This is a genomic window from Klebsiella indica, assembly GCF_005860775.1.
GTDB lineage: Bacteria > Pseudomonadota > Gammaproteobacteria > Enterobacterales > Enterobacteriaceae > Klebsiella > Klebsiella indica.
In genome coordinates, this window is record NZ_VCHQ01000008.1 from 121,966 (window position 1) to 138,422 (window position 16,457).

At 54.7% G+C, this 16,457-nt stretch carries 15 protein-coding genes; 6 read left to right on the plus strand and 9 right to left on the minus strand.

Going from position 1 to position 16,457, the window contains the following annotated elements; translation table 11 throughout:
- Positions 1-367: 367 nt before the first annotated feature.
- The 4 genes from thyA to rppH form a co-directional block, all read right to left on the minus strand.
- Positions 368-1,162, minus strand: coding sequence for a thymidylate synthase (gene thyA, locus FE839_RS07155; protein ID WP_138360153.1), 795 nt, complete (start codon positions 1,160-1,162; stop codon positions 368-370).
- A gap of 6 nt (positions 1,163-1,168) precedes the next feature.
- A complete protein-coding gene (gene lgt / locus FE839_RS07160) occupies positions 1,169-2,044 on the minus strand; it encodes a prolipoprotein diacylglyceryl transferase (RefSeq protein WP_138360154.1) in 876 nt (291 codons plus the stop codon).
- A 219-nt stretch (positions 2,045-2,263) separates the two neighbouring features.
- The gene (gene ptsP / locus FE839_RS07165) at positions 2,264-4,510 is read right to left on the minus strand and encodes a phosphoenolpyruvate--protein phosphotransferase (RefSeq protein ID WP_138360155.1); all 2,247 of its coding nucleotides are present in this window, start codon (positions 4,508-4,510) and stop codon (positions 2,264-2,266) included.
- 12 nt (positions 4,511-4,522) lie between these two features.
- Positions 4,523-5,053, minus strand: a complete 531-nt coding sequence (rppH, locus tag FE839_RS07170) for an RNA pyrophosphohydrolase (RefSeq protein ID WP_138360156.1) — start codon at positions 5,051-5,053, stop codon at positions 4,523-4,525.
- A gap of 441 nt (positions 5,054-5,494) precedes the next feature.
- Here rppH and FE839_RS24825 point away from each other — a divergent pair, with 441 nt between their 5' ends.
- The 5 genes from FE839_RS24825 (at position 5,495) to FE839_RS07195 (ending at position 8,921) form a co-directional block, all read left to right on the plus strand.
- Positions 5,495-5,626, plus strand: a complete 132-nt coding sequence (locus FE839_RS24825) for a hypothetical protein (protein WP_241675616.1) — start codon at positions 5,495-5,497, stop codon at positions 5,624-5,626.
- A 109-nt stretch (positions 5,627-5,735) separates the two neighbouring features.
- The gene (gene mutH, locus FE839_RS07180; RefSeq protein WP_138360158.1) at positions 5,736-6,431 is read left to right on the plus strand and encodes a DNA mismatch repair endonuclease MutH; all 696 of its coding nucleotides are present in this window, start codon (positions 5,736-5,738) and stop codon (positions 6,429-6,431) included.
- A gap of 168 nt (positions 6,432-6,599) precedes the next feature.
- Positions 6,600-7,313, plus strand: coding sequence for a TerC family protein (locus tag FE839_RS07185; protein WP_138360214.1), 714 nt, complete (start codon positions 6,600-6,602; stop codon positions 7,311-7,313).
- Positions 7,314-7,427: 114 nt separating this feature from the next.
- The gene (locus tag FE839_RS07190) at positions 7,428-7,646 is read left to right on the plus strand and encodes a YgdI/YgdR family lipoprotein (RefSeq protein WP_004105255.1); all 219 of its coding nucleotides are present in this window, start codon (positions 7,428-7,430) and stop codon (positions 7,644-7,646) included.
- Positions 7,647-7,880: 234 nt separating this feature from the next.
- Positions 7,881-8,921, plus strand: a complete 1,041-nt coding sequence (locus tag FE839_RS07195; protein ID WP_138360159.1) for an NADP(H)-dependent aldo-keto reductase — start codon at positions 7,881-7,883, stop codon at positions 8,919-8,921.
- A 41-nt stretch (positions 8,922-8,962) separates the two neighbouring features.
- On the opposite strand, the gene lplT is transcribed toward FE839_RS07195, so the two are convergent.
- Complete coding sequence (lplT, locus tag FE839_RS07200) at positions 8,963-10,156, minus strand: lysophospholipid transporter LplT (protein WP_138360160.1); 1,194 nt, start codon at positions 10,154-10,156, stop codon at positions 8,963-8,965.
- On the minus strand, positions 10,149-12,308 hold the full coding sequence (gene aas, locus FE839_RS07205; RefSeq protein WP_138360161.1) for a bifunctional acyl-ACP--phospholipid O-acyltransferase/long-chain-fatty-acid--ACP ligase: 2,160 nt from the start codon (positions 12,306-12,308) through the stop codon (positions 10,149-10,151). The genes lplT and aas overlap by 8 nt, the downstream gene beginning before the upstream one ends.
- Before the next feature lie 423 nt (positions 12,309-12,731).
- Here aas and galR point away from each other — a divergent pair, with 423 nt between their 5' ends.
- The gene (galR, locus tag FE839_RS07210) at positions 12,732-13,748 is read left to right on the plus strand and encodes an HTH-type transcriptional regulator GalR (protein WP_138360162.1); all 1,017 of its coding nucleotides are present in this window, start codon (positions 12,732-12,734) and stop codon (positions 13,746-13,748) included.
- Here the strand turns inward: galR and FE839_RS07215 are convergent.
- The 3 genes from FE839_RS07215 to FE839_RS07225 all read right to left on the minus strand — a co-directional run bounded on the left by FE839_RS07215 (position 13,709) and on the right by FE839_RS07225 (position 16,453).
- Positions 13,709-14,188 carry a GNAT family N-acetyltransferase gene (locus tag FE839_RS07215; RefSeq protein ID WP_138360163.1) on the minus strand — a complete coding sequence of 160 codons (480 nt, stop codon included), beginning with the start codon at positions 14,186-14,188 and terminating at the stop codon, positions 13,709-13,711. The two genes, galR and FE839_RS07215, sit on opposite strands and share 40 nt — an antisense overlap.
- On the minus strand, positions 14,185-14,958 hold the full coding sequence (locus tag FE839_RS07220; RefSeq protein ID WP_138360164.1) for a GntR family transcriptional regulator: 774 nt from the start codon (positions 14,956-14,958) through the stop codon (positions 14,185-14,187). The genes FE839_RS07215 and FE839_RS07220 overlap by 4 nt, the downstream gene beginning before the upstream one ends.
- Before the next feature lie 67 nt (positions 14,959-15,025).
- Positions 15,026-16,453, minus strand: a complete 1,428-nt coding sequence (locus tag FE839_RS07225) for a glycoside hydrolase family 1 protein (protein WP_138360165.1) — start codon at positions 16,451-16,453, stop codon at positions 15,026-15,028.
- Positions 16,454-16,457 lie beyond the last annotated feature (4 nt).

Consider the following 16,457-nt stretch of genomic DNA (forward strand, 5'->3'; position numbering starts at 1 on the left):
TGGGTATCAGCAATACCTTTTTCGAACGGAAAAATGCGCGTTTGCGTCGCGCCTCGGAGAGTATTAAAGACGTTGCAATGGCTTGCAAAGACGGAGGAAACCAGCGAACAAAAAGGCGCCCGATAGCAGCAGATTTTCCACGGGCTTGCCGCAGGGAGGTGAGCACGAAAACGGGTGAGAGCACGCTGGCACACATGCAGGACTGGCCGCCAGGACGGCGGCCAGTGAGGTCGTTCGAGGCTGGACAAACTTGCCAGGGCCAGGCGAAATCTCCCAAGGACGTTCACACGCAAGGGATATGCCCCTTGTCCACGTTATTTATCGTGAACAGAACAGGCCACTAAGCAAAAACATTCACTCCGGGGAATTAAATCGCCACCGGCGCTTTAATTCCCGGATACGGGTCATAGCCTTCAATTTCAAAGTCTTCAAAGCGGTAGTCGAAAATCGACGCCGGTTTGCGTTTGATGACCAGTTTCGGCAATGCGCGGGGTTCGCGGCTCAGCTGCAGATGCGTCTGCTCCATATGGTTGCTGTACAGATGCGTGTCGCCCCCGGTCCAGACAAAATCACCCACTGCCAGGTCGCACTGCTGCGCCACCATATGCACCAGCAGGGCGTAGCTGGCGATATTGAACGGCAGGCCAAGGAACACATCGCAGGAGCGCTGATACAGCTGGCAGGAGAGCTTGCCATCCGCCACGTAAAACTGGAAAAACGCATGGCACGGCGCCAGCGCCATTTTGTTCAGTTCGCCAACGTTCCATGCCGAGACGATAATACGCCGTGAATCCGGGTCATTTTTCAACTGTTCCATCACCGTGCTGATCTGGTCGATATGACGACCATCCGGCGCAGGCCAGGAGCGCCACTGCTTGCCATAGACCGGCCCCAGATCGCCGTTTTCATCGGCCCATTCATCCCAGATGGTAACGTTGTTTTCATGCAGATACGCAACGTTGGTATCTCCCTGCAGGAACCACAACAGTTCATGGATGATGGAGCGTAAATGACAGCGTTTGGTCGTCACCAACGGGAATCCTTCCTGCAGGTTAAAACGCATCTGGTGGCCGAAGATAGAGACGGTGCCGGTACCGGTGCGGTCATTTTTTTGCGTGCCCTCGTCGAGCACTTTCTGCATCAAATCAAGATACTGTTTCATGGTTCCTCAAGAGTTTTGTTGCTGCGGACGACAACGGTACGCCCAGACCATCATAATGATACCCGCAAGCACCATAGGAATCGAAAGAATCTGTCCCATACTGATGTACTGCACCCAGGCGCCGGTGAACTGCGCGTCGGGCTGACGGAAAAATTCCACAATAATGCGGAACAGGCCGTAGCCAATCAGGAAAAGACCAGAAACCGAGCCGGTCGGGCGCGGTTTGCGAATAAACAGGTTCAGGATCAGGAACAGCACCACGCCTTCCAGCGCCAGCTCATACAACTGTGAAGGATGGCGGGGCAGCGCACCATAGGTATCGAACAACGATTGCCACTCGGGATGTGACGGCAGCAGAGCCAGATCTTCGGCGCGGGAGCCGGGGAAAATCATCGCATAGTGGAAGTTCGGATCGACACGCCCCCACAGTTCGCCGTTGATAAAGTTGCCCAGCCGCCCGGCGCCAAGGCCAAACGGAATCAGCGGCGCAATAAAATCAGAGACCTGGAAGAAGGTTCGCTTCGTGCGTCTGGCGAAGATGATCATCACCAGAATCACACCGATCAGGCCGCCGTGGAAGGACATGCCGCCATCCCAGACGCGGAACAGGTAGAGCGGATCCTCCAGGAAGAGCGGCAGATTATAGAAAAAGACGTAACCGATACGCCCGCCGAGGAAGACCCCCAGGAACCCGGCGTACAGCAGGTTTTCAACTTCATTTTTCGTCCAGCCGCTACCCGGACGATTGGCCCGACGGGTGGCCAGCCACATGGCAAAAATAAACCCGACCAGATACATCAGGCCGTACCAGTGCAGGGAGACCGGTCCAATGGAAAATATTACCGGATCAAAGTCCGGAAAATGCAGGTAGCCACTATTCATCTGTCACCATAAAGACTTGTTATTCCGCCGAAAGTGGACAGCGGGGATCCTCCGCGCCTGCCAGAAAACGGCGCTCCAAAGGCTGCGAATGATAACATATGCGCGAAAGACGATCCGAGCCGGACGTGTAAAAGATATGTATACGAATGCGAATGAGCAGCAGAGGAGTTCCGGAGGCGGCGCGTTGCGCCTTGTTCACGCGCCGTCCGATAATGACAGCTATCGGCCTCCGCGAATCAGGCCGCCGAGACCGCGCCGCTCCATAAAAGCCGCAACCTGGTGACGGACTTCAGTCGCCATCTGTGCTTCCAGACTGCGGCGGGAAAGTTCCTGGGCCTCATCAATATCGATACGGCGCAGCAGATATTTCACTCTTGCCACCGAGCGACCATTCATTGACAAATGGCGATAACCCATACCGATGAGGATCGTCACGCACATCGGATCACCCGCCATTTCACCACACAGTCGCAGATCGATGTCGAAACGCTCGGCATCGCGGGCGATCATCGCCAGCGCCCTGAGAACTCCTGGGTGCAGGCTGTCATACATACTGGCCACCCGGGTATTATTGCGATCCACCGCCAGAATATACTGGGTCAGGTCATTAGTGCCAACAGAGATAAAATCAATGCGATTAGCCAGTTGTGGAAGCATAAAGACCATCGACGGCACTTCCAGCATCACGCCAAGACGCGGACGTGGAATGGCATAGCCGATCATGTCTTCCACTTCACGGCTGGCGCGATCGATAAGACGACGAGCCTCATCCACTTCATCCAGGCTGGTCACCATCGGCAGCAAAATACTGAGGTTACCGGTCGCCGCATTGGCGCGCAGCATGGCGCGTATCTGCACCAGAAAAATCTCCGGCTGATCGAGCGTGATGCGAATACCGCGCCAGCCAAGACACGGGTTCTCTTCGCTGATTGGCATATACGGCAGCTGTTTATCCGCGCCGACATCCAGCGTGCGCAGAGTCACCGATTTCTCGTTGAACATCTGTAGCATTCCCTGATACTGGGCAACCTGCTCCTCTTCAGAGGGGAAGCCGCTTTGCAGCATAAAGGGAATCTCGGTGCGGTACAGACCGATACCATCGACGAAATTGCCGAGCTTCTCCTCATGCTCAGGGCTCAGCCCCGCATTGAGCATCACTTTTACTCGCTCGCCGCTTTTCAGTTCAGACGCCCGCTTGAGATCGTCCTCAGCCAGGCGGCTAAGTTCATTCTCTTCGCTAATCAGGCGCTGGTATTCCTGCAGCAACACCGGCTCCGGATCGACCAGCAGCTCGCCGCGGTAACCGTCGACGATCAGGGTATGACCGTGCAGCAGCGAAGGCTGAATATCCGCCCCCATCACCGTCGGAATGCCCAGCGCACGAACCATAATCGCAGCATGCGAGTTCGCCGCGCCGTCACGTACCACCACGCCTGCTAAACGGTCCTGAGGAACTTCCGCCAGAGTCGTGGCCGACAGTTCGTCCGCCACCAGTATGATGCGCTCCGGCCAGCTATCCGTTCCCTGAATGCTGTCATCAAGGTGAAACAGCAGTCGCTGGCCTAACGTGCGTAAATCACCCGCACGCTCTTTCAGATAGCCATCACTGAGCGCGGCAAACTGTTCGGCAAACTGCTCGATGATCTTCTTCACCGCCCATTCGGCCACCGCGCCTTTATCCACTTCAGCGAACAGTTCACGACGCAGGCGCGCGTCGGAAAGCAGGTGTGAATAGAGGTCAAAGATGGCCGCCGTCTCTTTCTGCGCGCCGGCAGAATAGCGTTTGCTGTAACGACGAAACTCGTTCGCCGCCTCTTCCAGCGCGATGGTCAGACGCTCGCGCTCGGCAGCGGTATCAAGCGTCGAGGCTTCATAAACCTGCTCCATCAGCGGCAGGCTAACGTCCATCCAGCCTTCAGCAATGGCGACGCCGGACGAAGCAGGCAGGGCGCGAATGCGGGTCTGACGATATTGACCAAACAGTGCGTTTAACTGGGACTGAGAAAGAATACCGGCGATTTGCGTGGCCAGCGTAACAAGAAAAGACTCTTCACTTTCGTCAAACTGGCGCAACTCTCGCTGCTGCACCACCAGCACCCCCAGCAGTTGGCGCCGCTGGATAATCGGCACGCCAAGGAAGGCGCGGAAACGCCCCTCTTTTACCGCAGGAATATATTTAAAGCTGGGATGCTTTTGCGCGTCGGCGAGGTTAATGGGTTCTGCCAGACGGCCGACGAGGCCGACCAGGCCTTCGTCAAAAGCGAGCGCGACAATGCGCCCGCGGGGCTTTTTCAACCCGCGAGTCGCCATCAGGTAATAACAGCGCCGGTCGTTGTCAGCCAGATAAACCGAGCAGACTTCCGTTTCCATTGCGGCGCAGATATCGGTTACCAGGATATCCAGCGCCTCGTTTAAACGTGGCGTACTCGCGACCTTCTCGACTATTTCTCGCAACCGAGTGAGCATAATGTGTGTGGCTTAACCTCTTTTACGTCGATATGCAGGCGCGCTTTGCGGCTTAGGCGAACTTTCTGCCAGCGCCATTGTGGCGCTGGCGAACTCTTTCATCACCCGGCGGTAGACATCGCGCTTAAACGACACCACCTGACGCACCGGATACCAGTAGCTTACCCATCGCCAGCCATCAAATTCAGGTGTACTGCTGGTTTGCATATTGACATCCGCATCACTGCCAATCAATTGCAGGAGAAACCACTTCTGTTTCTGGCCGATACATACCGGCTTTGTGTCCCAACGCACCAAACGTTTAGGCAATTTGTAACGCAACCAGTTACGGGTTGAAGCCAGAATCCGCACATCTTTGCGGTTTAACCCAACTTCTTCGAACAATTCCCGATACATCGCCTGCTCTGCTGATTCTCCTGGATTAATGCCCCCTTGCGGGAACTGCCACGAGTGCTGACCATAGCGCCTGGCCCACATAACCTGACCCTGGCGATTACAGATTACAATACCGACATTTGGGCGGTAGCCATCGTCATCAATCACCGGACTACCTCAAAATAAGCTTCAATGCGAATGATTGTTTCACACTCGCTGGAAACGGTAAACCACTCTGTGAACGAGATGAGATCGAATAACATTTGAATAACTCACAGCAATCCCCCGAGTTATAAACAGTGAAAGCCGTCCACGCGCGATTTTATTCACTTTTTCTGTGGATAGAGTTGTGAAGAAGTACGGAATTAACCAGGGAAAACCCAGAGTAATCCGAACAGCGGCGTAATCAACCCACATAATAATATATTTATTTTCATTAAGTTACCTTGTTTAAATTTCATCATTCACAGTGTAACGTGACGATCATCACATATACGATCCCGGAACTGATGAAAGATCGAACAATGTCGGTTTTATCCACAGATTGCGCAAGTACTCTGGACATATTTTGGCTAAAAACTCGATTTTTCTCCCACGTCAAGGCTGTAAATGGAAACAGTAGTGGCGCTTTTCCCCAGTTATCCCATTTTTCTGTGGATAACATGGTGTAAGATCCTGTTCATTGTCGGTGACCAGTTCTGGAAAACCTGCCTCCAGATTTTTCATAACGGCAAAAAATAATTAAAAAAGCCATATGAATCATCAAATTGTCATAGTTAGTCAGGAAAAGGTAAACTCTATCCACAACGGACGAAATTACCGCTTATTTTTTAGCCAGAGGTTTCATGTTATGCCGAATATCGCGCCGCTCTTATCGCCACCGCAAAGCCAGGAACAGCTTCTGGCTCAGGCGCGGCAGCTGGCAGGTTATTCACTGGGTGAGCTGGCCGCCCTTGCCGGTATTCCCGTTCCGCGCGATTTAAAACGTGATAAAGGCTGGATCGGTATCCTGCTGGAAATTTGGCTTGGCGCCAGCGCAGGCAGCAAGCCCGAGCAGGATTTCGCCGCTCTCGGCGTTGAATTGAAAACCATCCCTGTCGATTCTCAGGGGCGTCCGCTGGAAACGACCTTCGTCTGCGTCGCGCCGCTCACCGGTAATAGCGGCGTCACCTGGGAGAGCAGCCATGTGCGTCATAAACTCAAGCGCGTACTGTGGATCCCGGTAGAGGGCGAGCGAACGATTCCGCTCGCCAGCCGCCGGGTGGGCGCGCCTCTGCTGTGGAGCCCCAGCGAAGAAGAAGCGCGTCAGCTACGCATGGACTGGGAAGAGCTGATGGATCTGATCGTGCTTGGGCAAGTTGAACGCATCACTGCGCGTCACGGCGAAGTGCTGCAATTGCGCCCAAAAGCGGCAAATAGCAAGGCCCTGACCGAAGCGGTTGGCGCCCACGGAGAGCCGATCCTCACGTTACCGCGCGGTTTCTACCTGAAGAAAAACTTCACCGCCGCCCTGCTGGCCCGCCACTTCCTTCTTTCCTCTGGATAATTCACACCGCGGGCGGTGTTTAACAACGCGTGCGCTGGCTCCAGGGGCGAGCAGCGCAGGAAGGCGCCGGAGCAGTCGCGTACGGCGATTACTGTCCATGATTAATTTTTTGTTCTGCCATGCGGGTTGCATATAATCACTTCTTTCTATTTTGCAGGACTTTGAATGATGTTATTTGCATGGGTAACCGATCCTAACGCCTGGCTGGCGCTTGGTACGCTGACGCTACTGGAGATAGTGCTTGGGATCGATAATATTATTTTCCTCTCTCTGGTCGTGGCCAAGCTTCCCACTGCGCAACGGGCTCATGCCCGCCGCATCGGGCTTATGGGGGCAATGATCATGCGTCTGGCGTTACTGGCGTCAATCGCATGGGTCGTTAAGCTCACCAACCCGCTGTTTACCGTGCTGGGCCAGGCGATCTCATTTCGCGATCTGATCCTGCTACTCGGCGGGTTATTCCTGATCTGGAAAGCGAGTAAAGAGATTCACGAATCCATTGAAGGAGAAGAAGAGGGGTTAAAAACCAACGTTCATTCATTTATTGGCGCCATTGTGCAGATTATGCTGCTGGATATCATTTTCAGCCTTGATTCGGTGATTACCGCCGTTGGGCTGTCGGATCATCTGTTCATCATGATGGCGGCGGTCGTTATTGCCGTACTGGTGATGATGGTGGCCGCCCGTTCGATAGGCGATTTTGTTGACCGCCACCCTTCGGTGAAAATGCTGGCGCTGTCATTTTTGATTCTCGTCGGCTTCACGCTGATACTGGAAAGTTTTGATGTGCACGTGCCGAAAGGCTACATTTATTTCGCTATGTTCTTTTCGATTGCGGTTGAGAGCCTCAATCTGCTACGAAATAAAAAAAATCCGCTGTAACCCGCACAGCCCTGAAAAGGGCTGTCATCCCTTTTAAGACTTTACTGATTCTTATATTCCAGAAATCAGACTATTAATCTGATAGAAGGTACGGCCAAAATAGAGGTAATAACGATGAAAAAATGGGCAGTATTGATTTCCGCCGTAGGACTGGCATTCTCCGTTTCCGGCTGCAGCAGCGATTATGTCATGGCAACCAAAGACGGACGTATGATTCTGACAGACGGTAAACCTGCGATTGACGACGACACCGGTCTTATCAGCTACGAAGATCAGCAAGGGAACAAAATGCAGATCAATCGCGATGATGTCTCGCAGATTATTAAACGGTAAGCTTTCACGCCAACCTGCGACGAGCCGTTTATCACAGAGTTAAGCGGTGTTTTCGTCCCCTTTTCATTTGCGAAAAGAGTCGGAATATCCTGATCCATCTCCGGATAAATCAGGCCAGATTCCGTAAACCCGGCTTTTTTTGATCTTTTTACTTCCCCTTTTTCTTCCCCTCTGCCATTTTTATATTCCTTTGTCGGGGAACGCCTGACCTTGTAACAAAAAAGGAAACCGGCTATGCAGTATCACCGTATCCCACACAGTTCTCTTGAAATCAGCACGCTGGGACTGGGCACAATGACGTTTGGTGAGCAGAATAGCGAGGCAGACGCGCACGACCAGCTCGATTACGCTGTCAGTCAGGGCATCAACCTGATCGATGTCGCCGAAATGTATCCTGTCCCGCCGCGCCCGGAAACCCAGGGCCTGACGGAAACCTATGTCGGTAACTGGCTGGCAAAACGCGGTAATCGCGAAAAGCTGGTTATCGCCTCCAAAGTGAGCGGCCCTGCCCGCAATAACGACAGCAGCATTCGCCCTAACCATGCGCTGGATCGTAAAAATATCCGCGAGGCGCTGCACGACAGCCTGAAGCGGTTGCAGACTGATTATCTTGACCTCTATCAGGTCCACTGGCCGCAGCGGCCAACCAACTGTTTTGGTAAACTGGGCTACACCTGGACCGATTCCGCCCCGGTCGTCACCCTGCTGGATACCCTGGAAGCGCTGGCTGAATTCCAGCGCGCCGGGAAGATTCGCTATATTGGCGTCTCCAACGAAACGGCTTTTGGCGTGATGCGCTATCTCCATCTGGCGGACAAGCATGATTTGCCGCGTATTGTGACGATTCAGAATCCTTACAGCCTGGTGAACCGCAGCTATGAAGTGGCGCTGTCGGAAGTGAGCCAGTATGAAGGTGTGGAGCTGTTAGCTTATTCCTGTCTGGCATTCGGTACGCTGACCGGGAAATACCTCAACGGCGCGAAACCCGCCGGCGCGCGCAATACCCTGTTCAGCCGCTTTACCCGCTATAGCGGCGAGCAGACTCAGAAAGCGGTGGCGGCCTATGTCGATATCGCAAAACGCCATAATCTTGACCCGGCACAAATGGCGCTGGCTTTCGTGCGTCGCCAGCCGTTTGTCGCCAGCACCCTGCTTGGGGCGACGACCATGGCGCAGCTTCAGACTAACGTCGAAAGCCTCCATCTGACACTAAGCGAAGAGGTGCTGGCGGAGATTGAAGCGGTGCATCGAATTTATACCTACCCGGCACCGTAGGAAAAGTCACCTTCCCGGGGCGGTCCGCTGCACCCGGGAGACTATTTACGACGCCCCCAAATCCACAGCGCGATGATAGCCAGCGCAAATACCACGCCGAAGCCCATCCCGACGCCGACAACCGGAATACCTATGCTCACCGCCAGCGAGTACAGGCCCAGCATCAGCAACATCGCGACGTTCTCGCCGAGATTCTGCACCGCGATTGCATTGCCCGCGCCAACCGTGTGTTTGCCGCGTTCCTGAAGCAGCGCATTCAGCGGCACAATAAAGAAACCGCCGAACGCCCCGAGCAGCAGCAGCAGGCCAAATGCCGGCAGCAACGCCTGCTGGATGGCGAAAAAGACGACCGCGACGCCAATCAAAATCCCCGCGGGCATACAACGGGACACCGTTTCCAGCGTCACCAGCTTCGCCGCCGCGCCAGCCCCCAGTACTATCCCCACCGCCACCATTGCGTTAAGGTAGGTCGGCATGGCATTACTGGTAATACCCAGGGCTACTGGCACCCACAGCACCAGTAAGAAGCGCAGGGTCACTCCCGCTCCCCAGAACAAGCTGGTGCCGACTAACGAAAACCGGGTATCGCCGTCACGCCACAGCACTGCACAGGCGCTAAAGAAACGGTGGGTCATCGGCCTGAAACGCCACGACTGGCCGGGACGCGCGGCGGGCAGTTTGGGGATCCACAGGTTGGCCATCACCGCCCCGCCGTACACCATCGCGCAGACGACAAGCGCCGCCAGGACATGCCAGTCCGCCAGAATACCGCCAGCCATCGAACCAAGCAAAATAGCCGCAATGGTGGAGGACTCCATCAGGCCGTTAGCTTTGACTAACTTATCCCCGGTGGTCAGCTCGCCGAGGATGCCGTATTTAGCCGGAGAATAGGCGGCAGCGCCAATGCCCACCAGCGTGTAGCCAACAAACGGATTAACGCCAAAGCAAATACAGCCCGCGCCGATAAGCTTCAGACCGTTAGCCACCATCATTACTCGCCCTTTGGCGAAGCTATCGGCAAACTGCCCGACAAACGGCGCGAAGAGAATGTAAGCACCCACAAACAACATCTGCAATACCGGCTGGCTCCACGCCGGGTAGAACAGTTGCTTCATCAGCGCCAGGGTCGCGAAGAGTAGCGCGTTATCGCCGAATGCCGAGAGAAACTGGGCGCAGATAACCGCCATCATTCCTTTCGAATACAGAGAAGTGTTAGTGTGTACTGACTCACTCATCCGAATGTTCCATCTCTTCAACCATATCGTTAAGGGCGACGAAATCCGGCTTACCGCTGCCCAGCACCGGGAGCTGTTTCAGCCAGCGAATGTCGCGCGGTACCGCCAGCTCCGGCACGCCATGTTCACGGGCATAGCGCAGCAGTTTCTCGCGATTTAGTTCATTATCGCTGGTAAACAGCACCAGCGCCTCGCCTTTGCTGGCATCCTGTTTAATCGCCGTGGCGTGCATTTTGTCCGGCGAAACCGCCAGCGCCACCTGCTCGACCATCTCCAGCGATACCATCTCACCGGCAATTTTAGCAAAGCGCTTTGCGCGTCCCTGAATTCGCACATAGCCCTGCTCGTCAAAGGTGACAATATCGCCGGTGTCATACCAGCCGGTTTCCACTTCGCCGTGTTGATTCTCCGCCGTTGGCACCTCCAGCACACCCGGATTTTCCACGCGCAGATAGCCTTTCATAATATTCGGCCCTTTTAGCTGCAGACGGCCGCCTTCTTCAATACCCGGCATCGCCAGTAAACGCGCATCCATACCCGGCAGAATGCGACCAACGGTTCCCACCTTCGTCGCCATCGGCACATTGATCGACACCACTGGCGCACATTCGGTAACGCCATAGCCTTCGAGAATACGCAGGCCAAACTTGTCCTGCCAGATCTGCTTTGTGCTCTCCTGCAGTTTCTCCGCGCCTGCAACAACATACCGCAGGCGATAAAAGTCATATGGATTAGCAAAGCGGGCATAGTTGGCGAGAAAGGTCGAGGTGCCGAACAGCACGGTACAATTACGGTCATACACCAGTTCCGGCACCATGCGATAATGCAGCGGACTCGGATAGAGGAACACCTCCGCACCGGTAAACAGTGGGGTCAGCAGGCCGACCGTCAGGCCAAAGGAGTGAAACAGCGGCAGCGAGGACATAAAGCGATCGTTCGCGGTAAAGTCAGCGACGGTTTTAATCTGCTCGACGTTAGCCAGCAGGCTTTTATGACTATGTACCACGCCTTTCGGATTGCCTTCTGAACCGGAAGTAAACAGGATCATCGCCGCATCTTCCGGCTGCTGCTTAACCTGCGCCAGCTTCGGTATCAACAGATGACCAAAAATCCACAGCTTATCCGCGGCGGTGATATCCGCTTTTAAATCTTCGAGGAATACCCAGCGCACCTGAGTCAACTGTTCCGGCAGGTGCCAGAGTTTGCCTTTATCAAGGAAGGTTCGCGAGGTGAAAATCGTCTTAATTTCGGCGGCGGTAACCGCGCTGCTCAGGCCTTTCACTCCGGCGGTATAGTTCATCATCGCCGGAATACGCCCACGGGCAATCGCGCCGAAAATTACCGCTGCGCTAATCCCGGCATTCGGCAGCATCAGGCCGATTTTCTCGCCCTGAGCGCTATACCTTTCCAGAATACGCGCCACAAACAGGGTTTTGGTCAACAGCTTACGGTAGGTATCCGGCTGAAAATTAATATCTTCCACGCAGTTTTTACGCGCACCGAAGCGGTACTGCGCCGCCAGCAGCGATTCATACAGCGTTTCGCGCGGGCGCACCGCCATCCGCGCTTCCATCATTATCTGATGCAACATTTCTCCGGCAATTTTACGCCGGTCGCGGGCGCGCGGCGCCTCAGGCATCGCCAGATGCGTCGGCGGCAGCAGATGCAGTTGAATACGGGGAAAAAGGCGGCGCCTGACCAGCCCTTTGAGGCGGCTAAAGGGGGTAAGCTCAGCGCCCTCGATACGCAGCGGCACAATGGTCGCCTGCGACTTTGCTGCAACGAAAGCCGCGCCGTCATAAATTTTCATCAGCGAGCCGGTCACCGAAATCCGCCCTTCCGGGAAAATAACCACCGGACGCCCTTGTTCAATCAGGCGGACCAGATGCTTAATGGACATGGGTTTGGTCGGGTCCAGCGGCACAAAATCGATAAGGGGTGTCAGAGCACGCATAAACCAGCGCTGGCTAATTGAAGAGTACACTGCAAAAACAGGGCGCACCGGCAGGAAAAGCGCCAGCAGTATGCCGTCAATAAATGAGACGTGATTGGGCGTAATCAGTACCTTTGGCTGGTACAGCGCCTGGGTGTCGCCGGTGAGTTTTACCCGGTACAATCCCTTGAATAACAGTCTAAAAAATCCTAAAAGCATAACAACTCCGTCTGACCGGTTAATCAGTCAAAGCAGGTTACACGAGAAGAGGTGGGAAATGCAGTGCGCGAAGAGGAATTCAGGACAAAAAAAACCTGCGCATCTGCGCAGGTCGGTGCAAGATAATCAGTACGAATAGCGTACTTAAGAAACTCACCAATCAATACCTCTGGGAAAGCCAGAATATCAATGATATGAATGGGTAAACCAGCGAACATTCGCAACAGCTAATCGCAAAGTGTAAGCAAAGGTGTGAATTCCCCCCTCCCGGAATCATTCGCAGGTTGCCTGTGAGTAACTCTTTCATCAACAAGGCTAATCTGTGTCACAATTACATGACCCCAGGCGCCGCGGTTCTTGAATCTGCGGCGCTTTCCCGTAACATAAACGGTATGTAAACGCTTACCCTAAAAAAGGCATGGTATGGCGACAATTAAGGATGTAGCCCGTCTCGCAGGAGTTTCCGTCGCTACCGTCTCCCGCGTGATTAACAATTCACCGAAAGCCAGCGAAGCCTCACGCCAGTCGGTGGGGGCGGCGATGGAAGCGTTAAATTATCATCCTAACGCCAACGCCCGCGCGCTGGCGCAGCAGTCAACGCAAACCGTTGGCCTGGTGGTGGGCGATGTTTCCGACCCTTTCTTTGGTTCAATGGTCAAAGCCGTCGAGCAGGTGGCCTACAATACCGGCAATTTTTTGCTGATCGGTAACGGCTATCACAGCATCCATAAAGAGCGTCAGGCGATTGAACAGTTGATTCGCCACCGCTGCGCAGCCCTGGTGGTTCACGCCAAAATGATCCCCGATGACGAGCTGACCGCGTTAATGAAGCAGATCCCCGGTATGGTGCTGATCAACCGTATTATACCTGGCTTAGAGCAGCGCTGCGTCGCGCTGGATGACCGTTACGGCGCCTGGCTGGCAACGCGTCACCTGATTCAGCAAGGGCATACCCGCATTGGCTATATCTGTTCCGATCACCCGATTTCCGATGCCGAAGACCGTCTTCAGGGCTATTACGCGGCATTAAAAGAGAGCGGCCTGGCGTGCAATGACCGCCTGGTGACCTTTGCCGAGCCTGATGAGAGCGGCGGTGAACAGGCGATGACCGAACTGCTGGGGCGAGGGAGGCATTTTACCGCCGTGGCCTGCTATAACGACTCAATGGCTGCCGGTGCGATGGGCGTGTTAAACGATAACGGTATTGATATACCACAGGAGATTTCGCTGATCGGTTTTGATGACATACTGATTTCACGCTATGTGCGCCCGCGTCTGACCACCGTGCGCTACCCGATCGTCACCATGGCGACTCAGGCCGCCGAGCTGGCGTTAGCGCTGGCGGAACATCGCCCGCCCCCGGAGATAACCCATCTTTTTAGCCCGACGCTGGTACGCCGTCACTCGGTGGTTTCGCCTGCGGAACGCGATAAATCATAGCGATATAAACTGACCGTCGTGGCCGGGTAATCCAGACCTTCGCCGATATACTGCCAGCCAAAACGCTCATAAAAATCACGGCAGGCGGAATAGAGAAACAGCGCGGAATAGCCCTGCGTTCGTGCATACCGGATGACATGCTGCTGTAGCGTTCCCGCCAGCCCTTTTCCCCGTGCTTCCGGGGCGACATAGAGTGCCGCCATCCACGGATACAGATCCTGGCGACTGATTAAGTCGCAGCGCCAGAGCCCGACGGTTCCCAGCAGTTTTTCATTTTCAACGGCAATAAACGTAACCGGCAACGCCCCCGGCGTCTGGCTATGCCCGATGATGCTGGCGAAAAACGCCTGCGGCAACATATCGCCGCCAAAAGCTCGCCATAGCCACTCCGTAACCTGCCCAGCATACTGCGGCGCGGCGGATAAAGGCTGAATAATCACATCAGCTTTCCCTGAAAAACAGGCACTGACTCAAAGAGATAGCCGTCAAAGTCCGGTGCGTCTTCATCAGAAAGCTCCAGCAGACTATTTTTTACGTTTTCAAGGTGCTGCCACATGGCCTGCCAGGCGCCCATCACATCGCGACGGCGCAGGGCGGCGAGGAGCGTTTGCCGGTCGCCAAGCCACTTCAGGCGATACGCCCGGCTGGCGATATGTACATTGAACTGCTGCCATAACGGGCTGCTGTCCATTTGCAGCCAGATGCGCTCGACCGTCGCCAGCAGCATCTGGTTTTGCGTCGCCCCGGCCAGCACCAGGTGAAAAAGCCGGGCGTTGTCCTGACTGGTATCGTTGGCGGCAATAGCCCGCTGCTCCTGCTCAATAATACGTTTCAGGTTATCGATATCGGCGCGAGTGGCCATTTTAGCGGCAAAAGCGGCGATATTGCTCTCCAGCAGCTGGCGGGCCTGCAGGATTTCGAACGGCCCGACGTCGCTGCTCAGCATCTGTTCTTCCTCGCTATCGCCCTCATGCGGGATGCGCATAACGTACACCCCGGAGCCCTGGCGAATATCCACCGTTCCCTGTAACTCCAGCATCAACAGCGCTTCACGGACGATCGTCCGGCTCACACCGTAAATTTCGGCGATATTGCGTTCCGGCGGCAGACGCGATCCGATGGGATAGCGCCCCTGCGCAATCTGTGCGCGTAAATCATCACCAATCTCCTGGTAGGGTTTCTTTTCCGGCGGAATAATAGCCTTCTCCACAATATCACCTGTGCGTTATGAACCTGCGAGTCAATATCGCCGCTATCTTAGCAAAATTTAACCATGCCTAACGCCACTCGTCGTCAATATCCAGCGTCAATTCCCGACGTTCGCCAAGCTGACGGAACCAGCTGGCGGAAGCCTTCGGCTTTCGCGCGCGGTGATTTTGCAGATCGATTTCAATCAGCCCGTAACGATTTTTAAAGGCGTTCATCGGCGAAACATTGTCGGTAAACGCCCACAGCATATAGCCGTGGCAGTTGGCGCCGGCTTCCCGCGCACGCAGCGTTTGCCACAGATGTTCGCTGATAAAGCGAATCCGGTAATCGTCGGCGATGGTGCCTTCGCTATTGCGAAACTGCCCTTCGTTTTCCACCCCCATGCCGTTTTCGGCCACGAACCACGGGATATTGCGGTAATCCTGTTTAATCCGCATCGCCATATCAAAAACGATTTGCGGATAAATTTCCCAGCCACGCGAACTATTCATCCGTCTTCCCGGGAGTTCAAAGGGCTCATAATAGTAAGCCGGATGGAATGGCGTCTGCGGGTGCCAGGCGCGCGACGGGGCTTTCACCCGGTGTGGGTAGTAGAGATTAATTCCCAGCTCATCCACGGTGTTTTCGCGAATAATCGCCAGCTCTTGCGCACTGTAATCCCAGCCAACGTTGTGCTGTTCGAGCAGGTTGTACAGTTCTGACGGATATTCGCCGTGGACCAGCGGATCGAGGAAAACCCGGTTATAAAACAGATCGTAGATTTCCGCGGCGCGAAGATCATGAGGCGCTTTTGAACGTGGATAAGTGACTTCCGGGTTAAGAATACAGCCGACCGTGCCGCGATAGCCTTTTTCGCGAAACAGCCTGACCACTTTAGCCGTCGCCAGCACCTTATGATGATTCCACTGCATCCAGGTCCCGGTATTCTGTTCGTAAGGCCAGCGCAGCGCGTCGAGGTAGACCCGGGTCTGTACCACAATCGGTTCATTGAAAGTAAACCAACGCGTCACCTTATGGTGATAGCGGGCAAAAACTTTCTCCGCATATTGTACGAACAGATCAACCACTTTTTTCGACGCCCAGCCGCCGTAGTGCTCCAGCAGATAGCCGGGCAGTTCATAGTGCTCAAGGCAGATCATCGGCTCAATGCCGTTAGCCCGTAGCGCGTCAAACAGCTGGTCGTAGTACGCCGCATACTCTTCATCAACCGTGACTTTTTCATAGTCGGTAAGAAAACGCGACCAGTTGATCGACGTACGATAGTGGGTCAGTCCCGCCAGCTTCATCAACTGCACGTCTTCGCGGAAGCGGTTGATAAAATCGGTCGCGACCGCCGGGCCATAACCGTTATGCCAGACGTGACGATCGTTCTTGTACCAGAGATCCGGCCAGGAATCCTGCCCCTCTTTCTTGCCGCTCCAGCCTTCGGTTTGCCACGCCGACGCGGCGGCGCCGAGGATAAAGTCGCGGGGAATCGCGATCCGTACTCTGCTCATGGTG